This is a genomic window from Cytobacillus sp. FSL R7-0696 (assembly GCF_038006865.1).
Lineage (GTDB): Bacteria > Bacillota > Bacilli > Bacillales > Cytobacillaceae > Cytobacillus > Cytobacillus kochii.
In genome coordinates, this window is the sequence record NZ_JBBOWA010000001.1 from 831,849 (window position 1) to 851,485 (window position 19,637).

Here is a 19,637-nt window from a genome sequence, read left to right on the forward strand (position 1 = left end):
AAAAAACCGGTCCCTTTACGACCAGTTTTTCAACGATAAAAATAGTTTCTCTCGGGTCTCCCCACAACCCCATATACTTGTTCAACATAAGCTTTGTTTATACTTACTAAATATTCTAAGTAACGGCGAGCTGTTGTACGAGATGCTCCCATTTTCTCTCCGACCTTGTCAGCTGTTAAACCTGTTCCTCCCTTTTGTAGAATGGAGCGCACTTTCTCAAGCGTAACGTGATCGATACCAGCTGGCAAACCCGTTTGTTTATGTAATATGTCTGTTTGCGTGCGACCAAAGAAATAATCGGCAACCTGTTGATTGACTTCAGTGACAGAAGCGAATTTCCCCTTTTCTTCTTTGTACCTTTCTAAGGTTGCAATAAATACATCCAATGAAACCGGTTTAATTAAGTAAGAGATCACTCCATATTTTAGTGCTTTCAATAAATAATCTTTCTCGTTCGCTGCTGTAATTAAAATAATATCTACAAGAGGATACTTCTCCCTTATTTCCTCTAATAGATCAATTCCTAAACGATCTGGCATATATATATCCATAAGTAATAAATCAACTGGATGCAGTTGTAACAGTTCCATCATTGCATGAGCATTTAAACCTGTTCCAATTACCTTCATCCCATCTATTCTAGTTATATACTCTTCATGAAGTTGCGCAATCCGATAATCATCTTCGGCTATTGCTACTTTAATGATTTCCATTTTTACTCCCCTCTTCCTTTGGTAAATATACTGTAAAGATTGTACCCTTATGCTCATCACTGCTATATTCAATCACACCATTTAGAGATTCTATCTCTACTTGAACATTAAAGAGCCCGTAACCACGATTTTTCCCTTTAGATGATTGTCCCTTTTCGAATAGTTGCTGTGTCATTTCTTCAGCAATTCCCGTTCCATTATCTTGGATTTCAAAAATAATCTCGTCTCCAATATCGGTAACAAAAAATTTCACTTCCTTGAGCGCATTCTCTTTTACTGCATCGAAAGCATTACTAATTAAGTTTCCTAGAATAATAATAAGGGACGATAAAGTGAGGTTATCTGGTAACCCTTCTAAAGAACTCTCTTTATCTATTACAAAGTCTATTTTCTTTTCGGAAGCTTGTCCTAATTTTCCTAATAATATCGCTTGCACTCGTTCATCCTTTATTTTTGTAAAAATGATTTTTTCTTCTTTTTTTAATAATGTTGCTTCGCTGTTTATGAATTCAATCGCTTTCTCCTTTTTATCTAATTGAAGCAAGCCTAAGATGGCATATAACTTATTCGTAAATTCATGTGATTGTGCTCGTAAATCATCAGAGTACTGTTTCACTTCAGATATGGCATCTATCATTCGTTTAATTTCAGTACGATCTCGGAGGCTTGCTACTGTACCAATTCTCTTCCCAGCTTCTATAATCGGTTGTGTATTCATGATAATGGCTTTCTCATCAATTTGTATTTCAACATTTACTTGTTTCTTACAACTCTTCAGTCCTTCAATCATTACCTCTGAAGAAATGACTTCCTCTACTAATCTCCCTTCTACTCCACTCTCTAATGTCAATAGCTGAGCAGCGGAAGTATTGACCATCGTAATCATCCCTTTTTCATCAATAGAAAGAATCCCTTCCTTCACTGAATGGAGTATAGCGTTTCTCTCTCTGAACATGGCAGCAATTTCATAAGGTTCTAAGTTTAATGTGTCTTTCCTAATACTATTAGTCAATGAATAACCAGCAAAGATACCAAGAAACAAGATGATCACAGATACTTTAAGTATTTCTCTAATATCCTCCCAAATGGCTTCATATAAATGGTTCACTTCAAAAAGGACAATGACTGCTCCCTCTACTTTTTTATATTCACCATAATCGACCATTATAGGCGCAACGGCCTTAATCACTTTTTTATCTTCTTCTACTGTTTGCATCACATAAGAGCTTCCATAAATAAGTGCCTTTTCATGCTCTTCTATTGTTAATTCTCCAAAAGTATATTCATCATCAGTCGAGGCGATAATCATGCCATTGCGTTTTTGAAAAAACACTTCCATATTGTCTATCTTTTTTACTTGATTTACTACATTTCCTAAAGTATTTACTAGTTTATAAGAGTTGTAATAGTCATGTAATGCCGGCATATAAGAAATGGTCTTTGCTGTCTGCATTGTTAACTCTTCAGCCTTAGCCATATCATCATTTAATTTCATCACGATATACATCGCCGATAACAATACAATAATAGAAATAATTAAAATAACTATAAGGACGAGAATCTTAATTTTTATAGGAACTTTCAATAACTTTTTCATACAGTTCTCCAGTATTTATAGATTCTTTACATTATAGCAGGATTCTTTCTGAATAATCTATCTACTCATACAATCAATTCTCTATAGTGTGGGCAGAAGCATACGAAATAAGACGATAAAATGATACAACCTATATTTTATTGATAGCGTAAGATTATACCGAAAATTCCTCATGAAATAATCACTAACTCAAAAAACGAACAACCCAAGATTAGAGATTGTTCGTTTGCATTTGCCCATCCTATATAAACTCATTCTCCTGATGGCTTTAATATTACCTTTACCGCTTCTTTACTTATGCCTGCTTTAAATCCTGCTTCTGCCTCTTCCAAAGCGTACGTATGTGTAATAAGTTTTTCATATGGATACTTTCCTGATGCTGCCATGGCAATCGCACGTTTCATCGTTTGTTCTGTCACTCCGTATATTCCTTTTATATCAATCTCACCACGTACAATTTCACTAGTAGCTATGGTACTTTCTTGCGGGCTAATACCAATAAGTAAGACTTCCCCACCTTTTTTGCATATTCTCACAGCATCTGTCAGTGAACCATTAAACCCACTCGTTTCAAAAACATGATCTACGCCATTTCCATTCGTCTTATGAGCAATGGCCTCTAATAAGTTTTCATCATCAACATACACAATATCAGTAGCACCTAGCTCTAATGCTAATGTCAAACGATCTTTGTCCTTTGTTAATCCAGTGACAATCAATTGTTTAAATCCATAGTTGGATAGGGAGGCAACCATTGATAATCCAATGGGTCCCGGTCCAATAACAACCGCTGTTTCACCCGGCAGAATGTTCGCCCTTTCTATTGCGCGTACACCAATTCCAATTGCTTCTAGCATCCCTGCCACCTCAATAGCAACCTCCTCGGGAAGTGGGAGTACATTTTGATAATGGATAGAAGCATACTCTGCCATTCCACCATTTTCTCTAAAACCGTATCGTAATGATTCTGCCGGCACTTTACTCATGGAACCTTTGCCATGGTCACATAGATTCGTTTGCCCTTTCAAACAATTCTCACAATGGCCACAAGGAATATACGGATTAATGACTACATTTTTGCCAATCAAATGAGCATGATCCTTATGACCAACTTCCACGACCACTCCAGCAAATTCATGTCCTAGCGTGACAGGGGTAGATACCCATTCATACGCATTCATCCCTTCGTACATATGAAGGTCACTTCCACAAATGCTAGCAGCTAGCACTTGTACTAGCACATCATTCTCTTTTAAAGTAGGCGATTCTACATCTTTTATTTCAATACCTCGTGATCTATTAGTTTTTACTACTGCTTTCATACAAAGCTCTCCCTCTCTCTTTTACCATTCTTCTATCGCTAAAGCTCTTATTGGTGAGCCCGTCATTCCTTTTAGGTTTAGTGGCGTTCCCATAAAATAAAAATGTTTCTTTGTTAACTTCTCTAGATTTACTACATTCTCAAAAATCATGATATTTCGGCCAAGTAACTCCATATGAACATTACGTTGCATATTTGTATTAATATCGGCATTAGGAAGATCAAGACCAATCGCTTTTACTTTATGTTCCACTACCCAACTAGCAACAGAAGGATCTAATGATAAGCAATCATGAAAACCTGCAGCATTCCATTCACCTGGCCAGCAGCGAAATAAAACGATATCATCCTTCTTCACTTTTAGATTGTCACGACGAACAACCTCTTCTACCATATCTCTTGTTACAGGCTCATTTGCACTCTTATGAGAAACATCTACCAACACGGCATTCCCCATTGTTGCCTCCACAGGGATTTGCTCAATTGTCCAACCATCTTTAAAGAAATGATAGGGAGCATCCATATGTGTACCACTATGATCAGACATGATAATCGTTTTACTCGCATATCCTTCACACGGAGCTTGATATCGCGGTTTGGAAAAGTCATGTGTAACATGATCCATAAATACCACCTTTGGATGAGACGGGAATGATACCAGACCATCATATAAAACAACAGATAAATCGACTACTTTCATTATTAGCTCCTCCTTTTATAGTAAGTAACCCCATATTAAACAAGCTGCAATATAAATAATTCCTACATAAAACATAATCATTACTAAATAACCCATTATATCTTTAAGCTTTAGCTTTGATAAAGCGAGCGCTGGTAAAATCCAGAAGGGTTGAATCACATCATTCCATGCATTACCAAGCATAACAGACATAGATGTTTGGCTAAGACTTGCTCCTAACTCCTTCGCCGCATCAATCATAAATGGTCCTTGAACAACCCAGTGACCGCCGCCAGATGGAGCAAAGAAATTAATAAAGAAAGAACTAATAATTCCCCAGAACGGTAAACTTTCTGCCGTTGAAAAATTAACAAATATAGCAGCAATTGTATCAACTAGACCCGATGATGCCATAATCGCCATGATTCCTGCATAAAACGGAAATTGAAGAATGATTCCTGATATTGTACCAATTCCACTATTTAAGCTTTGTGTATATTTCGCAGGTGTTCCAAGAAGAATAATTCCTAAGAAAAGAATAATAAAGTTAATAATATTAAGATTCATTGTGTTACCATCGATGAAATAGAAAAGGATATAAACTAAACCAATGATACCAATAGCATAACTAAGTAATCGGCTATTATTAATCTTAGAAGCAAAAGTATCATCGCCTAATATATTCACTGATGCTTCTTTTTTCTCTTCGTATAAAGCAGGATTTATCTCTCTTACATTCTCTTTATTCTTTGGGTGAAGAGCAGCATTAACAAGTGGCAAAGTAATTAATAAGACAACCGTTGTAATTACCATTGGTAAAGAGAAAATGGTTTCACTTAAACCGATTATGCCCATTGCCGCTTCCATTGGATGACCTGGTGTAGAAATGAGCACAGGAATACTAGCTGATAAACCTAAACCATAAAAGGTAAAACCACTATATGCCGCTGCAATAATTAAGGGATAATGCACACCTTTTACATTCATTGCTAATTTACGGGCGATAATTCCTCCGATAACTAACCCAAATCCCCAGTTTAGATAGCTACCAATCGACCCAACTAAAGTGGCCACTATAATTGCACCCTTAGGTGTTTTTACTTTAGCCGCAATTTTATTTAATAACCTATCCGTTAGAGGTGCAGTTGCTAAAACATAACCCATAGCTAAAATAACAGCCATTTGTGTCGTAAAGGCTAATAAATCCCAAAACCCATCTCCCCATGCTAGCACAAGTTCTTTTGGTGTTTGTCCCTCAATCAACATGGCTAGAATCATTGTTAAAATCGTTAATCCAATAGCAAATACAAATGCATCAGGTAAATACTTCCTCATTAAATTCGTGAAGAAGTTTGTCATTTTTTCCATCTAGTTCCCCTCCTTGTTGTCTCTATCTTTAAGCGCTTTCATTATTTGCAAAATTGCGTGATTCTTTTCTTCTACAATTGCTTGTACATTTCTATCTTGCCAATCATAAAAACCTTTCCCACTTTTTATACCCAGCTCTCCTGCTTCTACCTTTTTCACAAAAAATGGATCAGGATCTGTCCGATTTTCGAGATCTGGATATAAGTATGAAGCAATATGAAAATGAACATCTAGTCCATTTAAATCTCGTTGTTCAAGCGGTCCGCTAAATAATAACCGAGGCGCTAAACTATAACGAATAACAGTGTCAATATCTTCTGCTGATGCGACACCTGAAGCTAATAGTGAAACGGCCTCTCTTGCCATTGCATGTTGAATGCGATTGGCAATAAATCCTGGGATGTCTTTCTTAATCAGTACTGGCTTTTTGCCAACCTCTTTTAATAGTGACATCACTTTGTCTGTAGCTGCTTCCGATGTTGCTTTTGCTTTTACCACTTCAACGAGTGGAATGACATGAGCTGGCATGAAAAAATGTGTACCCATCATCCTTTGTGGATAGGTTAGGCATTCAGCTAAGCTATCAATAGACAACCCTGATGTGTTTGTTGCAATAATCGTCTCCTCTGCACAAAACCTCTCTATTTCCTGTAGCACCTGTTGTTTCAGGTCTCGTTTTTCGGGGACTGCTTCAATAATGAACTCAGCTGTTTCCACTTCACTCATTTCTACAGTCATAGAGACAGATGCCATTACACTTTTAACATCATCTGAATTGGAAAGAAGAGCAGAAAGTTGATATTCCATTCTCTCTTTTGCTAAATATAATGCTTCTTTATTCACATCTACTAACGTAACTTGATACCCATTTGTAGAAAACAATTGGGCAATCCCTATTCCCATTGTTCCTCCACCAATAACAGCGATTCTTTTAGTCATTCTAATAACTCCCCCCTCCAGCATTTATATGAATTACCTTAATTTAACAAAAACAAAAAAACCTAGCTATCCCAGGAAAATAAGAAAATTACTCGACTCTTATCTCCTTGAAAAAGCTAGGTATCCTTAAGTGTTATGAAAGGTGAATTTCATCGTTAAGAAGACGCTTTTCTTCAGAAAGAATAATATATTCAAATCATTTTGATAGTATTATCATATTTTAAAAGATTTAGATAGTCAATGGAAAATTTTCAATTCTAAAAACCTTTTAAGTTATATGATAAAATAGAACTGTTTAGTAAACCGAAATAGAAGGGAGCCACTATCATGGCACAAAATGAACTTAGCTCCGTACTTGTTACTGCTTATGCCAAAGCTCCACAAGGCACAGCGATGTATGAAGTATACAAACACGCAGGTATTGTACTCGAAATCAATTCTACTAACCATAAAATTATCAACGCAGAATTTACCTTTATAACTGGACTGACGCAAGATTTCTTTAAGAGATTAATGATTGGATTTGACATGAGTACAGACCTTCAAGGCCTTATCAACCGGATAGAAAAGCACTATTTCGCACCATCCACCACAGCAGTAATTGTTGCCTTAAAAGGAGCCCATAAAAGATATCATGAGAAATTAAAGCAATTGGAAGAGGGAGAATCAAATTGAGAACCGGTTATATTGCCGGTTTGTCTTTTATTCTCCTCCAACTAGATTAGCGTAAACAACAAAATATCTTTCTTAACTTAAAAATAACCAGCAAGGCATCCCCATCCCTCACTGGTTATGATGAATTATTTTATATTACCCCTTAGTTAATCTTACTTAATTCCTCTTGTGGCTTTGCCCACAGCCATTCTTTTAACGGTACTTCGTATAATTTTGTCATCCAACCAAGGATCTTACCAATAAAATAAGCCGCTATAACTGTGCCAACCCCGATAGCTCCTAGTGAATGGACAAAGATGAGGCAAACAGCACCGGCGACACAGACATTCAATAAATCGCTTGTAATTTTCGCCTTACTAAAAACCATCTTAAAACGCGCACTGATGGAATAGGTTAAGGCATCATAAGGCATAAGTGGTAACTTAGCATTAAAATATCCTAACAGGCCTACTGCCACAACAAATAAACTAATAAGCAAGAAGATAATTTTCATCCCAATTGTTTGTGGTGATGGAAAAAGTTGGACTAAAAGCAAAGTTAAATCCATAAATCCACCGAATAAGAACGAAATAATCAGTTGACCAACAACCTCTTTCACAATAAAAGATTTAGTCAAAATGCTTCCAACAATAATAAATAGAATATTCGCAGCGACAGTCATCATACCGATTTTCATACCAGTACTTAAACTTAACGCATAAGGTAATGATGATACTGGTGAAACCCCTAAATCAGCTTGAATAGAAAAACTAACGCCTAGTGATAAAAAAAATAAGCCTAGTACATAAAGAACTAGTCTTTTAGCCATAATTTGTTTCACCCGATTCTAATTTGTTCAATGTTTCACTTACTCATTTTATCATCGAAACAAATATATAAAAAATATATATATGATAAACTAGTTATATCAAATTACATATGATGAAAGGGGAGAAATAATGGATATCAGACAGCTTCAATATTATAAAACAATCGTCGATCAAGGGAGTATTTCTAAAGCAGCAAAAGTTCTGCATATGGCGCAACCCCCTTTGAGCCAAGTTTTAAAAAAGTTAGAAACCGACTTAGGTTCTACCTTAATTCATCGTTACCGAGAAAAATGGGAGTTAACAGAGACAGGAATCATTTTGTACAAATATGCAACACAAATGTTAATGGAAATGCAAGTTGTAGAAGAACAAATACAAGAAATCGAACGAGGAGATGCTGGAACTGTGCGAATCGGGGTATCTTCTTCTTGCTCAAATCTGCTGCTTGATTATATCAGCTTATATCGAAAGGAATTTCCCTATGTCAAGGTCAGTATTTTAAACGGTAATACCGAGGAATTATTGAAAAGACTCGACCAAAGAGAAATCGATATGGCTTTTCTATTAAGACCAATGAATAATGAGCAATACAAAATAAAAAGTTTGAACAAACGATCTTGTGTAGCGATTATTCCAAGTGAATGGGCAGATCAACTGTCTCCTGACAGAACAACTTTTGAAGAAATAGCTTCCTTTCCTTTCATCTTATTAGGAGCACTAGAAGGTTTGACTTTCACTGAAAATATCCTTAAGTCCTTTGAGGAAAGAAATTTAACTCCAAATATCATTATTGAATGTAAAGATGTGATGATGGCCATCCAACTTGTCAGTAAAGGCCTGGGGATATCGATGATTCCGCAAATGGACAATGCTCCTCAGCTGTTTGAAAATATTGAAGTTCGAGCAATACAATCTTATGAATATCAAATGGAACCTGTTATTTTGCGCCTCAAAGAGAAACAAATGTCCAAAGCCTCTTGGCACTTTTGGGAAATGATTGACGGCAAAAGTTAAGGCACTATCAGCCGCTCTACCTGCGGTGGATCCAACAGAAAACTGGCTGAGATTATAAAATGGTCTTAGTAGTTAATAATAGAGGGGTTAAAAATCGAAAAACTAGATATTATTCATACCCTTTTACTAAAACCAATCCTCTTCCTTTTGCCGATAAATAATTTAGTGTACTTCATTCAAAAACCCCCCTATAGAAAAAACCACAGATTCCTCTGTGGTTACAGCTTGTAGACAAAGTCTAAGAATTAGACCACGTCTACAAGTTTTTTTGTATAATTGAATGGAATCAATTTTATGTAGGGGATATAAAATGTTATCAAAACACGTTGAGGATGGAAGAAATCAAATTGAAATGGTAGCGTTGGATCAACTTGTTCCAGAGGATCATCTGGTTAGGAAGGTTGAACAAGCGATTGACTTTGAATTTATTTATGACCTGGTGAAAGATAAGTATTCCTTAGACAATGGTCGTCCGAGTATTGATCCCGTCGTTCTTATTAAAATGGTCTTCATACAATACCTTTTCGGCATACGCTCAATGCGTCAAACTATAAAGGAAATCGAAACCAACGTGGCTTATCGATGGTTTATTGGTTATGGGTTCACCGAGAAGATTCCTCATTTTTCAACCTTCGGTAAAAACTACGCTCGACGCTTCCACGATACAGATCTATTTGAACAAATTTTCTACCGCATTTTGAAAGAAGCGATGACCAAGGGATTGGTGGATCCATCCGTTGCGTTTATTGATTCTACTCATGTTAAAGCGAATGCTAATAAGAAGAAATTTGAAAAGAAAATAGCCCGAGTCGAAACCAGAACGTATCAGGATCAGTTAGATGAAGAGATCAATATCGACCGTGAGAAACACGAAAAAAAGCCCTTCCCCCCACAGAATAAAGAAGAGTCAAAAGAAATAAAAGTCAGCACGACAGATCCTGAAAGTGGTTATTACGTAAAAGATGAACGCGAAAAGCTATTTGCGTATTCTTTTCATACGGCAAGTGACTCCCGGGGGTTTATCTTAGGTTCACACGTCACAGGAGGGAATGTTCACGATAGTCGGATGTTGGACAAGCTCGTCACTCAAGTCACAGATAAAGTCGGTAAGCCCAGTTCTATCGCTGTTGATGCGGGATATAAAACACCACACATCGCTAAATTCTTAATGGACCAAGACATCAGGCCTGTTATGCCTTATACACGTCCGAGAACGAAAGACGGATATCTTAGAAAATACGAATACGTTTACGATGAACATTTTGACTGCTATCTATGTCCCGAAGGACAAATTCTACCTTACCGTACGACGACAAGAGACGGGTACAAGCAATACGCTTCAAATCCTTTGGAATGTAAAGACTGTCCTCTGTTAGACCGTTGTACGCAAAGTAAGAATCACACCAAAATGATTCATAGACATGTATGGCAGGATTACATAGATGAAGTAGATCATTTGAGACATACCGAACTTAATAAAACTCTATATGCGAAACGCAAAGAAACAATCGAACGAGTTTTTGCGGACGCAAAAGAAAAGCATGGCATGCGTTGGACGACCTTAAGAGGTCTTAAAAAAGTTTCAATGCAGGCGATGCTTACGTTCGCTGCCATGAATCTAAAAAAATTGGCAAACTGGACATGGCGAGGACCATGTCCAAGCTGAAAAAGAAGAAAAATCTTTTAAAATAACAGAAAACCCCACCTTCACTATAATGCAAAGGTGGGGTTTGTCTACGGTCTGAAACCACAGATTCCTCTGTGGTTATTATCGTTAGATTCATTTTTTAAAATCAACTTGCTCAACATGATCTCCAAATGTAATATTAGTTACTTGTGGCTTCGTTTCAGCTATCACTTTACCTCCGCGAATAGAATAAAGCACTGTCGCTTGTTTCCTAACGGCCTCATATTCATTTTCCGCTTCAAGGATAATAAAATTCGCCGGTTTACCTTTCTCAATACCATATTCATCCTCGATTTGTAATGTCTTTGCACTATTTTTCGTAATCAAATCGATTGAATTGACAATTTGTTCATAACCGAGCAACTGGGAAGCGTGAATACCCATATGAAGTACTTGTAACATATTGCCTGTTCCAAGAGGATACCAAGGATCAAAAATATCATCATGACCAAAGCAAATATTAAGTCCTGCTTCTTGGATTTCTTTTACCCTAGTCAATCCCCTTCTTTTTGGATACGTATCAAATCTACCTTGCAAATGAATATTGACTAATGGGTTTGAAACAAAATTAATGTTAGACATCTTTAGTAAGCGGAACAGCTTATATGTGTATGCATCATTATAAGACCCCATCGCTGTCGTATGACTTGCTGTTGTTCGTGTTCCTAAACCCCGCTCATACGCCTCTTTAGCTACAACTTCAACAAAACGTGACTGTTCATCATCTATTTCATCACAATGGATATCAATTAAACGATTGTATTTTTCGGCAAGGTCAAAAGCAATCTTCATCGACTCTACGCCATATTCTCTTGTAAATTCAAAGTGTGGAATGCCACCAACGACATCGACACCCATTTTCAACGCTTCTTCCATCAGCTCTGCCCCACTTGGATACGATAAAATCCCTTCTTGCGGGAAAGCAACAAGCTGGATATTAACATAGTCTTTCATTTCTTCTTTTACTTCCAATAAAGCTTTAACAGCTGTTAAGGTTGTATCAGTGGTATCGACATGTGTGCGAACATGCTGAATCCCTTGGGCAATTTGCCATTTTAGCGCTTGCTTCGCCCTTGTTTTAACATCTTCTGGAGTTAAAAATGCTTTACGCTCTGACCATCTTTGGATTCCCTCAAATAAAGTACCACTTCTATTCCATTCTGGCTCACCTGCTGTTAAAGTTGTATCCAGATGAATATGAGGTTCAATAAATGGAGGTAAAGTGAGCGCCCCATCAACATCAATTACTTGTTCACCATCTGAAACTTCAATTGTTTTTTGAGTAATCTCGTGAAAAACACCATCTTTAATAATTAATTGCCATAGCCCTTCTTTACCCCGTAATTTCGCGTTCTGTATGATCATTTGTTGTCATCCCCTTAGATTTTGATATTTTTGCTACAATGAAGGTTAAAACGATATAAATGATTGCTGTGCCAAACAATGCATTAAGAGGTGTAATGCCCGGCATAATTTGAGCAAAAGTAACCCCTAGTGCCCATGCTCCCATGGCCACCCAATTAATGACTTTAAATTTCACTTGCTCAAATTCTACATAGTTTCTACGTTTAATGAAGAAATAATCTGCTATGATAATCGCACCGATAGATGGTACGGCAGCACTTAGGATATTTAAAAAACCAACGAAGTTATTGTACATCCACATAGCAAAGATTGTACCAATCAAACCATTTACGACAACAAATACTTTCTTGGAAATCTTCGTAATATTGGCAAAACCAAGCCCCGATGCATATAAGGCGTTATCATTTGTTGTCCAGATGTTAAGTCCTAATACAAGTACAGCTGGAATCATCAATCCTTGTAAAAACATGACTTCAGATATATCAGCTAAACCATATGCCATCGCACCGACTGCACCAAATAAAAACATAAGTGAATTTCCTAAGAAAAAGGCGATGACTGTTGCTGTTACGGCTTGCTTAGAAGTCCTAGCAAACCTTGCAAAGTCAGGTGTCAATGTTCCGCCGCTTATAAATGACCCTATGCAGATGGACAATGCTGCAGCAACCGTCATCGTTTGCGCAGGTGTGTAATCCATTAAGCCTTCTAAGCCACCAAAAGAAGAAATTCCTTCTATAACTGAATAACCACCCAAGAGCGTGATTGCAGGTACTGCAATAAACCCTAAAATAACCAATGACTTCATCCCGTAGAGTGAAGTGATTGTCATCGCAATACCGAAACCAAAGATAAGTGCATACACATTCCAATCTAGCGCTGTTGCTACAGGAACAGCAAACATAGCCACACCAACACCAAACCAACCAACTTGTGTAAATCCTAGTAAAAAGGAAGGCAAATACGACCCTTTCTCTCCAAAAGCATATTTAGCTAAAAGATGTGTGGACAATCCTGTCTTGGCAGCAATATGTGCAAGAGCACCTGTATATATGCCTAATAGTAAATTCCCTAAGAGGACGATGACAATAAACTCACTAAAGCTCAGCCCTATACCAAGCTCTCCTCCTGCTAACATACTTGCTGAGAAAAACGTGAACCCTAACATAACGAATAATGTCTTCCAGAAATTATTTCTCTGCGATTTTGGCACCGCTTGCCACGAAAACTCTTGATCGATTTTACTCATGTAAATCCCTCCATCAGTTTTCTGATACCAAAAAGCAGAAAAAAAGAGACTAATCATCAGTAAGATCTGACAATTAGCCTCTAATTTCATTATCTGTATATGATTATATATAGTATTTCTCTCTAGAAAATACTATATCACTACAGAAATAATGTTATCCGCTGCCCTTGCCAGCCTCTCTGGACTGAATTAAAGGTACCAGTATTTAATTGAGTTTATTATTGCAGATAATCAAGCTGCAGTCAATAGTATTTCATTTATGAAATATTTTACAATAACATTCCATTCAATGGTATTTACCTGTGGAATATCTATACGATCAAGATGAAATAATAGAGCAGAAACTTACGTTTTTATAAACCTAGGTAAATTCAAATACCTTCGTCTCTGCTTTATAAATATATTAAATATGTAATAAAAAGGAAGACAATAATCATTAAGTTAAACGATCACAAAAAATCTCAAACTAGCGAACAGGAAGTAACATATCTTGCGAAAGCCATTTGCATTTACTATTTTTATTTTTTATCTATTAAAGAAAGAGCAACACATAGACTTTTTGAAGGAAAATCATCTATCAAAAATGAATATTTCGAAATAATTTCTTATTCCGTTAATGAACAATTCGTGATACACTTATTGAAAGATATTGTCCACGTGGACGTGACAACTGTACATTATATTAATATATTAAATTTGAATTTGGAGGATCATCATGAAAAACTTCATACGTAAATGGAGCGAAATTAGTTTAGTAAAGCGTATTCTAGCTGGTCTGATTATTGGTATTATATTAGCTTTAGTTGTTCCACAAGCTAGTTGGATTTCTATATTTGGTTCTCTATTTGTCGGTGCTTTAAAAGCTGTTGCGCCTGTATTAGTCTTATTTTTAGTTATTAACGCTATCAGCAGCCACAAAGTTGGGCAACAAACAAATATGAAGACGATCATTTTACTATATGCAATAGGTACATTCTCAGCTGGTGCTATCGCTGTTATTGCTAGCTTCATATTCCCTGTTAACCTGACACTTCAAACTGGAGCAGAAGATGTTACACCTCCAGGTGGTATCATGGAAGTATTGCAAACATTGTTATTTAATATAGTAGATAATCCAGTTAACGCATTAATGAATGCAAATTATATTGGTATTTTAGCTTGGGCAATCGTACTGGGCGTTGTTTTGAAATCGATTGCTGCAGATACAACAAAAATTGCATTAGCCAATATCTCAACAGCTATCACCACTATTGTTAAATGGGTAATTGAGTTAGCACCAATCGGTATTTTAGGTCTTGTTTTTGATGCGATTGCTACAAATGGACTTTCCGCATTAACAGAATATGGACAGCTTTTAATCTTGCTGCTTGGCTGTATGTTCTTTATTGCACTTGTAGTAAATCCATTAATCGTTTTCTTTTTCACAAGAGAAAATCCTTATCCAATGGTTTTACAAACATTAAGAGAAAGTGCGATTACTGCATTCTTCACTAGAAGCTCTGCTGCTAATATCCCTGTAAACTTAAATCTTTGTAAAAAGATGGATTTAGATGAAGATACTTATTCTATCTCTATTCCACTAGGTGCTACAATTAATATGGCAGGAGCTGCTGTGACTATCTCCGTATTAACACTAGCCGCTGCCCATACTCTAGGTATTGAAGTAGATCTATGGACAGCCATTATTTTAAGTGTCTTATCTGCTGTATCTGCTGCCGGTGCATCAGGTGTGGCTGGGGGGTCTCTATTATTAATTCCTCTAGCAGCTAGCTTGTTCGGGATTTCTAATGATGTAGCCATGCAAGTCGTTGCAGTTGGATTCATTATTGGAGTTCTACAAGACTCTTGTGAAACCGCATTGAACTCATCTTCTGATGTATTGTTTACTGCGACTGCAGAAAAGGCAAAAAAACGAAAACAAAATCACGTGGCATAAAGCATAGAGGTTGGGACATAAGTATATAGCTAATGATTTATCCGAATGATTAAGGCGTATCTAACATCTAATCATTCGGTTTTTTTCTGTGATTTGAATCCTTATATGAATAAGAATAGTGAAATGAAGCGGAAGACACTCGACTCCTGCGGGAAATAGAGGGAAAGCTGAGACCCCGCAGGCATGAACTGCACCCCAATTGTTAGACACTATCTACAACTATTGGAGGTGCAGTTTTTTTGTCCAAATTTACTGCGGAAATGAAGCTACAAGCCGTGACTCGCTATTTAAGCGGAAAAGAAAGTTACAGAGAAATTGGAGAATCTATTGGAATAGATCACAAATCGATTGTTAAATGGGTAAGACAATACAACTACAATGGTGCAGAGGCATTGGTGAAACGTTGTACAAGTTATACACAAATGTTTAAACTAGAAGTACTACAATATATGACTGAAAATGGTACTTCTCTATGTGAAACGGCAGCTATTTTTAATATCCCAGCGCATTCCACTCTAGCTGTATGGAAAAGAAAGTTTGAAACACAAGGGATAGATGCCCTTCAGTCACAGGAACAGGGGCGTCTATCCATGAAAAAAGATTCAAATAAACAAAGTTCTACTGACCGTTCTTTTGAAGCACTAGAAAATCGAATAAAACAACTGGAAATGGAAAATGAGTATTTAAAAAAGTTGAATGCCTTAGTTCAAAACAAGGAAAAATCACCAAACAAGACAAAGCACAAGTAGTCTATGAGTTAAGGCATAAGTATTCGGTGAAGTCACTCGTAAAACTCGCTGGCATTCCACGCAGCACCTATTATAATTTAGTAAAACGAATGAATCGACTTGATCCAGACACCGATATAAAAGGAGAAATCCAAGCCATTTATGAAGAACATGAAGGTCGTTACGGTTACCGTCGTATTCGGGATGAGCTAGTGAATCGTGGGAAAAAAGTAAATCATAAGAAGGTTCAACGAATCATGAAAGAGCTGGGTTTAAGATGCCTAGTGCGGATGAAAAGGTATAAATCTTATAAAGGCACAGTCGGTAAAATAGCGCCAAATCATTTAGACCGTCAATTTAGTGCGGACGCACCGAATGAAAAATGGGTAACAGATATTACAGAATTCAAGCTATTTGGTGAAAAGCTGTATCTATCGCCTGTATTAGATTTATTTAATGGTGAAATTATTACGTATACCATCGGTTCTCGACCAACGTATTCATTAGTTTCGGACATGTTAGAAAAAGCATTAGAATCCTTACCAGAAAGGCATCAATTACTCATGCATTCCGACCAAGGATGGCATTATCAAATGAACCAATATCGCAACTTGCTTCAAGCAAAAGGGGTTAAACAGAGTATGTCACGTAAAGGTAACTGTTACGATAACTCTGTAATGGAAAACTTCTTTGGGATACTGAAGTCAGAATTGCTTTATTTTAAGGAATTTGAAAGTGTGAACCACTTTAAACTAGAATTAGAAAAATATATAGAATACTATAATAGGAAACGGTTAAAGGGAAAATTGAAAATGAGTCCGGTACAATACCGAACTCATTTTGAACAAGTTGCCTCATGAAATAACTGTGTCTAACTTTTAGGGGTCACTACAGCAATGCCGAGGAGGCTCAGCCCCTCCCCGCGGAAAGCGAGTGTCTGTAGTGCAATGGAACGGACTTTTTTGCAAATAATTTTTTATAAACTATAATTTGTTATTGTTCGTTTTTGAAATTAGTTCATCTAGTAATGTCGTGACTCCTTATTTAAATAACTGCTGATGAATTTCACTTACCTGCGCTTCTAAATCCTTCATCATTTGTTCAATTAAGATTTTCACAGTTGGAATTCTGTCAATAAGCCCAACAACCTGCCCACCATTTATGAAGCCGTTTTCAAAATCACCCTCAATAGCGCCTAATACATGCTGTGTTTCTGATGTTTTTGCTAAATATTGTTCAACTGAATCATTTTCCTGTTCCGCAAGCACTGTTTGAGCATACGGCACAGTGATGACTCTTCTTACTTTCCCATGCGGTCTGCCCAATATCATTGTTGAAAGGTCGTCACCCTGAATGATTTTTTTCTTATAGTTTTCATGAAAAGGTGCTTCTTCTGTGGCAATAAACCTCGTTCCCATTTGGCAACCACTTGCTCCTAACATCATAGCTGCTGCTAATCCGCTCCCATCACCAATACCACCAGCTGCAACAACTGGAACATTAACAGCCTTGACGATTTGTGGAATTAACGTAAAAGTCGTAAGTTCTAAGCTTGAGTTAATTCCTGCTGCCTCAAAACCTTCCGCTACTAATATATCCGCTCCTGCTCGTTCCGCCTTCATAGCATGTTTCACTGAAGCGACAACGACAATGACTTTTATCCCCACCTCATGTAGCTTAGCTATGTATGGTGCTGGATTCCCAGCTGATAGAGAAACAATCGGCACTTTCTCTTTAATAACCAATTTCATCATCCCTATCACGTCTTCTGTAACAGTCAGAGGAATATTGACGGCAAACGGTTTTGTTGTTATTTTTTTCACTGCTTTAATCTTTACGGCTACTTCTTCAACGGATGATGTCCCACACCCGATTGTCCCTAAGCCCCCTGCTTCAGATATAGCCGCTGTTAATTGTGCAGAGCTGATATTGCCCATCCCTCCTTGAATAATGGGATATTGAATATTTAAAAGAGTTGTTAAGTATTTCATTTTTTCACCACCTGTAATAAATATGTTATAATAAATTTTAATGTATGACAATTCTAAAAAATATAAAAGTGAGGAAAAAATAATGATCATACCTTACCGAGACAAAAAACCTTCTGTAGATCAAACCGTATTTCAAGCACCAGGGTCTTATATTATTGGTGATGTAATCATTGGAAAACAATCCTCTGTTTGGTTTAATGCTGTCATTAGAGGAGATGAAGATAGAATAATCATTGGAGAACGTTGTAGTATTCAAGATAATGCAACCATTCATCTATACGAAGGTTCACCAACAATTATTGAAGATGAAGTAACAGTAGGCCATAATGCTATTCTTCATGGTTGCCATATTGGTAAGCGCTCAATTGTAGGTATGGGATCAACCATTTTAGATGGGGCACACATTGGAGAAGAATGTATTATTGGTGCCAATACGCTTATACCAGCCAATAAAAAAATTCCGCCACGCTCCCTTGTGATCGGCTCACCCGGAAAAGTTGTACGTGCAATCGATGAGAAGGATCTGGCGTTAATACAACTTTCTATTGATAGTTATGTGCAAAAAGGCGCAGAATTTCAAGGGCAACAAGTGAAAAACGATGGCTGAAATAGCCATCGTTTTATTCTTCACTCATTAAAGGATGCTTCGACACATCATAATCAGCATCTTTTCGTTTGATATCATTATCCTTCCGAAAAATCTCTTCGAAGAATTCATTAGCAGGTTCTGCAAGTAATTTATAATATTGCGTAAATAAAAGTGCTGCATGGTTCCCATTCCACTCTACAGGAAGAAGCTCCTTCGGTAGACCTGGATCGATAAAGAGAAATTTACGGTATTCATGAACAAGTAATGTCCTTTCGACAAAACATTCTGCTTTCGTCATTTTCCCATCTTGGATCATACTTTGATGAATAATATATTGCTTACTATATGTAGAAATAAACTCTTCATACTTTGCTTGAATTTCATCTACAGGCCAACTTCTCTCCACTAATGACAGGCTATCTTGAGGCCCCTTATATTCTGAAACAAAGAAGTCAACATAAGACTCTATCTCATACTTCTTAACAAGTTGCTTGACTTCTTTTTCTAGGTTATTTGGTGAGATCCAAAAACCATTTTGAAAACTACCGAATCCACTCCAAACAAGCTCTTTTCTGAACTCATCACGAACCTGGCGTTTTTCCTCTGGAATCGAATACATAAGGAAACACCATTTACCTTTCCAACTATGCGGGTTCAGTTTAAATATCCTACCCGCAGCTTCCTCCATCCGATCTTCTCCACGCGGGGTCAAATAGTAATAGCTTTTATTCCCTTTCTTTTCAGACTGAACCCAGCCTTGCTTGTACATTCGGGACATTGCTACTCTTGTTGACTGCTCATTATGGCCAAATTCTTTCAGTAGGTGGATGAGCGTACCTATCCAAATCTTATTGCCATAATGACGCAAGTAATCTCCATATATCGTAAAGATTAAAGATTGCGTATTATTGCCCATTTCTATCACACTCTTTTTCCATTCGTACTTTATCTTTTATCTTATCTAAAAAAGACAAAGAAAC

17 protein-coding genes are annotated in these 19,637 nt (G+C 37.0%); 6 read left to right on the forward strand and 11 right to left on the reverse strand.

Annotated elements, in window-relative coordinates:
* Positions 1-29: 29 nt before the first annotated feature.
* From MKX29_RS04365 to MKX29_RS04390, 6 genes are all read right to left on the reverse strand, one after another.
* Positions 30-707, reverse strand: coding sequence for a response regulator (locus MKX29_RS04365; RefSeq protein ID WP_224934685.1), 678 nt, complete (start codon positions 705-707; stop codon positions 30-32).
* On the reverse strand, positions 700-2,310 hold the full coding sequence (locus MKX29_RS04370; RefSeq protein ID WP_224934625.1) for a sensor histidine kinase: 1,611 nt from the start codon (positions 2,308-2,310) through the stop codon (positions 700-702). The genes MKX29_RS04365 and MKX29_RS04370 overlap by 8 nt, the downstream gene beginning before the upstream one ends.
* Before the next feature lie 251 nt (positions 2,311-2,561).
* On the reverse strand, positions 2,562-3,632 hold the full coding sequence (locus MKX29_RS04375) for a zinc-dependent alcohol dehydrogenase (protein WP_224934622.1): 1,071 nt from the start codon (positions 3,630-3,632) through the stop codon (positions 2,562-2,564).
* Between the two features lie 21 nt (positions 3,633-3,653).
* Positions 3,654-4,331 (reverse strand): cyclase family protein, encoded by a 678-nt coding sequence (locus tag MKX29_RS04380; protein ID WP_224934620.1) that lies wholly within the window; start codon positions 4,329-4,331, stop codon positions 3,654-3,656.
* A gap of 15 nt (positions 4,332-4,346) precedes the next feature.
* A complete protein-coding gene (locus MKX29_RS04385) occupies positions 4,347-5,678 on the reverse strand; it encodes a short-chain fatty acid transporter (RefSeq protein ID WP_224934618.1) in 1,332 nt (443 codons plus the stop codon).
* Positions 5,679-6,617: a 3-hydroxyacyl-CoA dehydrogenase NAD-binding domain-containing protein gene (locus MKX29_RS04390; RefSeq protein ID WP_341104214.1), complete on the reverse strand. Its 939-nt coding sequence runs from the start codon at positions 6,615-6,617 to the stop codon at positions 5,679-5,681.
* A gap of 327 nt (positions 6,618-6,944) precedes the next feature.
* Here MKX29_RS04390 and MKX29_RS04395 point away from each other — a divergent pair, with 327 nt between their 5' ends.
* Positions 6,945-7,292, forward strand: a complete 348-nt coding sequence (locus MKX29_RS04395) for a DUF3870 domain-containing protein (protein WP_095370442.1) — start codon at positions 6,945-6,947, stop codon at positions 7,290-7,292.
* Between the two features lie 142 nt (positions 7,293-7,434).
* On the opposite strand, the gene MKX29_RS04400 is transcribed toward MKX29_RS04395, so the two are convergent.
* Positions 7,435-8,100 (reverse strand): YczE/YyaS/YitT family protein, encoded by a 666-nt coding sequence (locus tag MKX29_RS04400; RefSeq protein ID WP_224934614.1) that lies wholly within the window; start codon positions 8,098-8,100, stop codon positions 7,435-7,437.
* Between the two features lie 130 nt (positions 8,101-8,230).
* On the opposite strand from MKX29_RS04400, the gene MKX29_RS04405 reads away from it, so the two are divergent.
* Positions 8,231-9,115: a LysR family transcriptional regulator gene (locus MKX29_RS04405; RefSeq protein ID WP_224934612.1), complete on the forward strand. Its 885-nt coding sequence runs from the start codon at positions 8,231-8,233 to the stop codon at positions 9,113-9,115.
* Between the two features lie 310 nt (positions 9,116-9,425).
* Complete coding sequence (locus MKX29_RS04410; RefSeq protein ID WP_251161429.1) at positions 9,426-10,781, forward strand: IS1182 family transposase; 1,356 nt, start codon at positions 9,426-9,428, stop codon at positions 10,779-10,781.
* A gap of 114 nt (positions 10,782-10,895) precedes the next feature.
* On the opposite strand, the gene MKX29_RS04415 is transcribed toward MKX29_RS04410, so the two are convergent.
* Both MKX29_RS04415 and codB read right to left on the reverse strand, forming a co-directional pair.
* A complete protein-coding gene (locus MKX29_RS04415; RefSeq protein ID WP_341104217.1) occupies positions 10,896-12,167 on the reverse strand; it encodes a cytosine deaminase in 1,272 nt (423 codons plus the stop codon).
* Positions 12,136-13,413 carry a cytosine permease gene (gene codB / locus MKX29_RS04420; RefSeq protein ID WP_224934608.1) on the reverse strand — a complete coding sequence of 426 codons (1,278 nt, stop codon included), beginning with the start codon at positions 13,411-13,413 and terminating at the stop codon, positions 12,136-12,138. The genes MKX29_RS04415 and codB overlap by 32 nt, the downstream gene beginning before the upstream one ends.
* Before the next feature lie 715 nt (positions 13,414-14,128).
* Here codB and sstT point away from each other — a divergent pair.
* The gene (sstT, locus tag MKX29_RS04425) at positions 14,129-15,349 is read left to right on the forward strand and encodes a serine/threonine transporter SstT (RefSeq protein WP_224934606.1); all 1,221 of its coding nucleotides are present in this window, start codon (positions 14,129-14,131) and stop codon (positions 15,347-15,349) included.
* Positions 15,350-15,588: 239 nt separating this feature from the next.
* A protein-coding gene (locus MKX29_RS04430; RefSeq protein ID WP_224935613.1) for an IS3 family transposase occupies positions 15,589-16,937 on the forward strand; the annotation gives its coding sequence in 2 pieces (ribosomal slippage) (positions 15,589-16,033 and positions 16,033-16,937; 1,350 coding nt in all).
* A gap of 180 nt (positions 16,938-17,117) precedes the next feature.
* Here the strand turns inward: MKX29_RS04430 and MKX29_RS04435 are convergent.
* On the reverse strand, positions 17,118-18,068 hold the full coding sequence (locus tag MKX29_RS04435; RefSeq protein ID WP_341104221.1) for an NAD(P)H-dependent flavin oxidoreductase: 951 nt from the start codon (positions 18,066-18,068) through the stop codon (positions 17,118-17,120).
* Between the two features lie 82 nt (positions 18,069-18,150).
* Between MKX29_RS04435 and MKX29_RS04440 the strand changes: the two genes are divergently transcribed.
* The gene (locus MKX29_RS04440; RefSeq protein ID WP_289432919.1) at positions 18,151-18,675 is read left to right on the forward strand and encodes a gamma carbonic anhydrase family protein; all 525 of its coding nucleotides are present in this window, start codon (positions 18,151-18,153) and stop codon (positions 18,673-18,675) included.
* Between the two features lie 13 nt (positions 18,676-18,688).
* Here MKX29_RS04440 and paaX read toward each other — a convergent pair whose 3' ends face one another.
* The gene (paaX, locus tag MKX29_RS04445; RefSeq protein ID WP_095370450.1) at positions 18,689-19,573 is read right to left on the reverse strand and encodes a phenylacetic acid degradation operon negative regulatory protein PaaX; all 885 of its coding nucleotides are present in this window, start codon (positions 19,571-19,573) and stop codon (positions 18,689-18,691) included.
* Positions 19,574-19,637: the final 64 nt, after the last annotated feature.

What these genes read in the sequence shown, in the direction of transcription:
- MKX29_RS04410 (WP_251161429.1), top strand. Translation starts at nt 9,426, where the DNA reads ATGTTATCAAAACACGTTGAGGATGGAAGAAATCAAATTGAAATGGTA.
- MKX29_RS04405 (WP_224934612.1), top strand. Translation starts at nt 8,231, where the DNA reads ATGGATATCAGACAGCTTCAATATTATAAAACAATCGTCGATCAAGGG.
- MKX29_RS04385 (WP_224934618.1), bottom strand. Translation starts at nt 5,678, where the DNA reads ATGGAAAAAATGACAAACTTCTTCACGAATTTAATGAGGAAGTATTTA.
- MKX29_RS04375 (WP_224934622.1), bottom strand. Translation starts at nt 3,632, where the DNA reads ATGAAAGCAGTAGTAAAAACTAATAGATCACGAGGTATTGAAATAAAA.
- sstT (WP_224934606.1), top strand. Translation starts at nt 14,129, where the DNA reads ATGAAAAACTTCATACGTAAATGGAGCGAAATTAGTTTAGTAAAGCGT.
- codB (WP_224934608.1), bottom strand. Translation starts at nt 13,413, where the DNA reads ATGAGTAAAATCGATCAAGAGTTTTCGTGGCAAGCGGTGCCAAAATCG.
- MKX29_RS04380 (WP_224934620.1), bottom strand. Translation starts at nt 4,331, where the DNA reads ATGAAAGTAGTCGATTTATCTGTTGTTTTATATGATGGTCTGGTATCA.
- MKX29_RS04435 (WP_341104221.1), bottom strand. Translation starts at nt 18,068, where the DNA reads ATGAAATACTTAACAACTCTTTTAAATATTCAATATCCCATTATTCAA.
- MKX29_RS04400 (WP_224934614.1), bottom strand. Translation starts at nt 8,100, where the DNA reads ATGGCTAAAAGACTAGTTCTTTATGTACTAGGCTTATTTTTTTTATCA.
- MKX29_RS04415 (WP_341104217.1), bottom strand. Translation starts at nt 12,167, where the DNA reads ATGATCATACAGAACGCGAAATTACGGGGTAAAGAAGGGCTATGGCAA.
- MKX29_RS04395 (WP_095370442.1), top strand. Translation starts at nt 6,945, where the DNA reads ATGGCACAAAATGAACTTAGCTCCGTACTTGTTACTGCTTATGCCAAA.
- MKX29_RS04370 (WP_224934625.1), bottom strand. Translation starts at nt 2,310, where the DNA reads ATGAAAAAGTTATTGAAAGTTCCTATAAAAATTAAGATTCTCGTCCTT.
- MKX29_RS04440 (WP_289432919.1), top strand. Translation starts at nt 18,151, where the DNA reads ATGATCATACCTTACCGAGACAAAAAACCTTCTGTAGATCAAACCGTA.
- paaX (WP_095370450.1), bottom strand. Translation starts at nt 19,573, where the DNA reads ATGGGCAATAATACGCAATCTTTAATCTTTACGATATATGGAGATTAC.
- MKX29_RS04390 (WP_341104214.1), bottom strand. Translation starts at nt 6,617, where the DNA reads ATGACTAAAAGAATCGCTGTTATTGGTGGAGGAACAATGGGAATAGGG.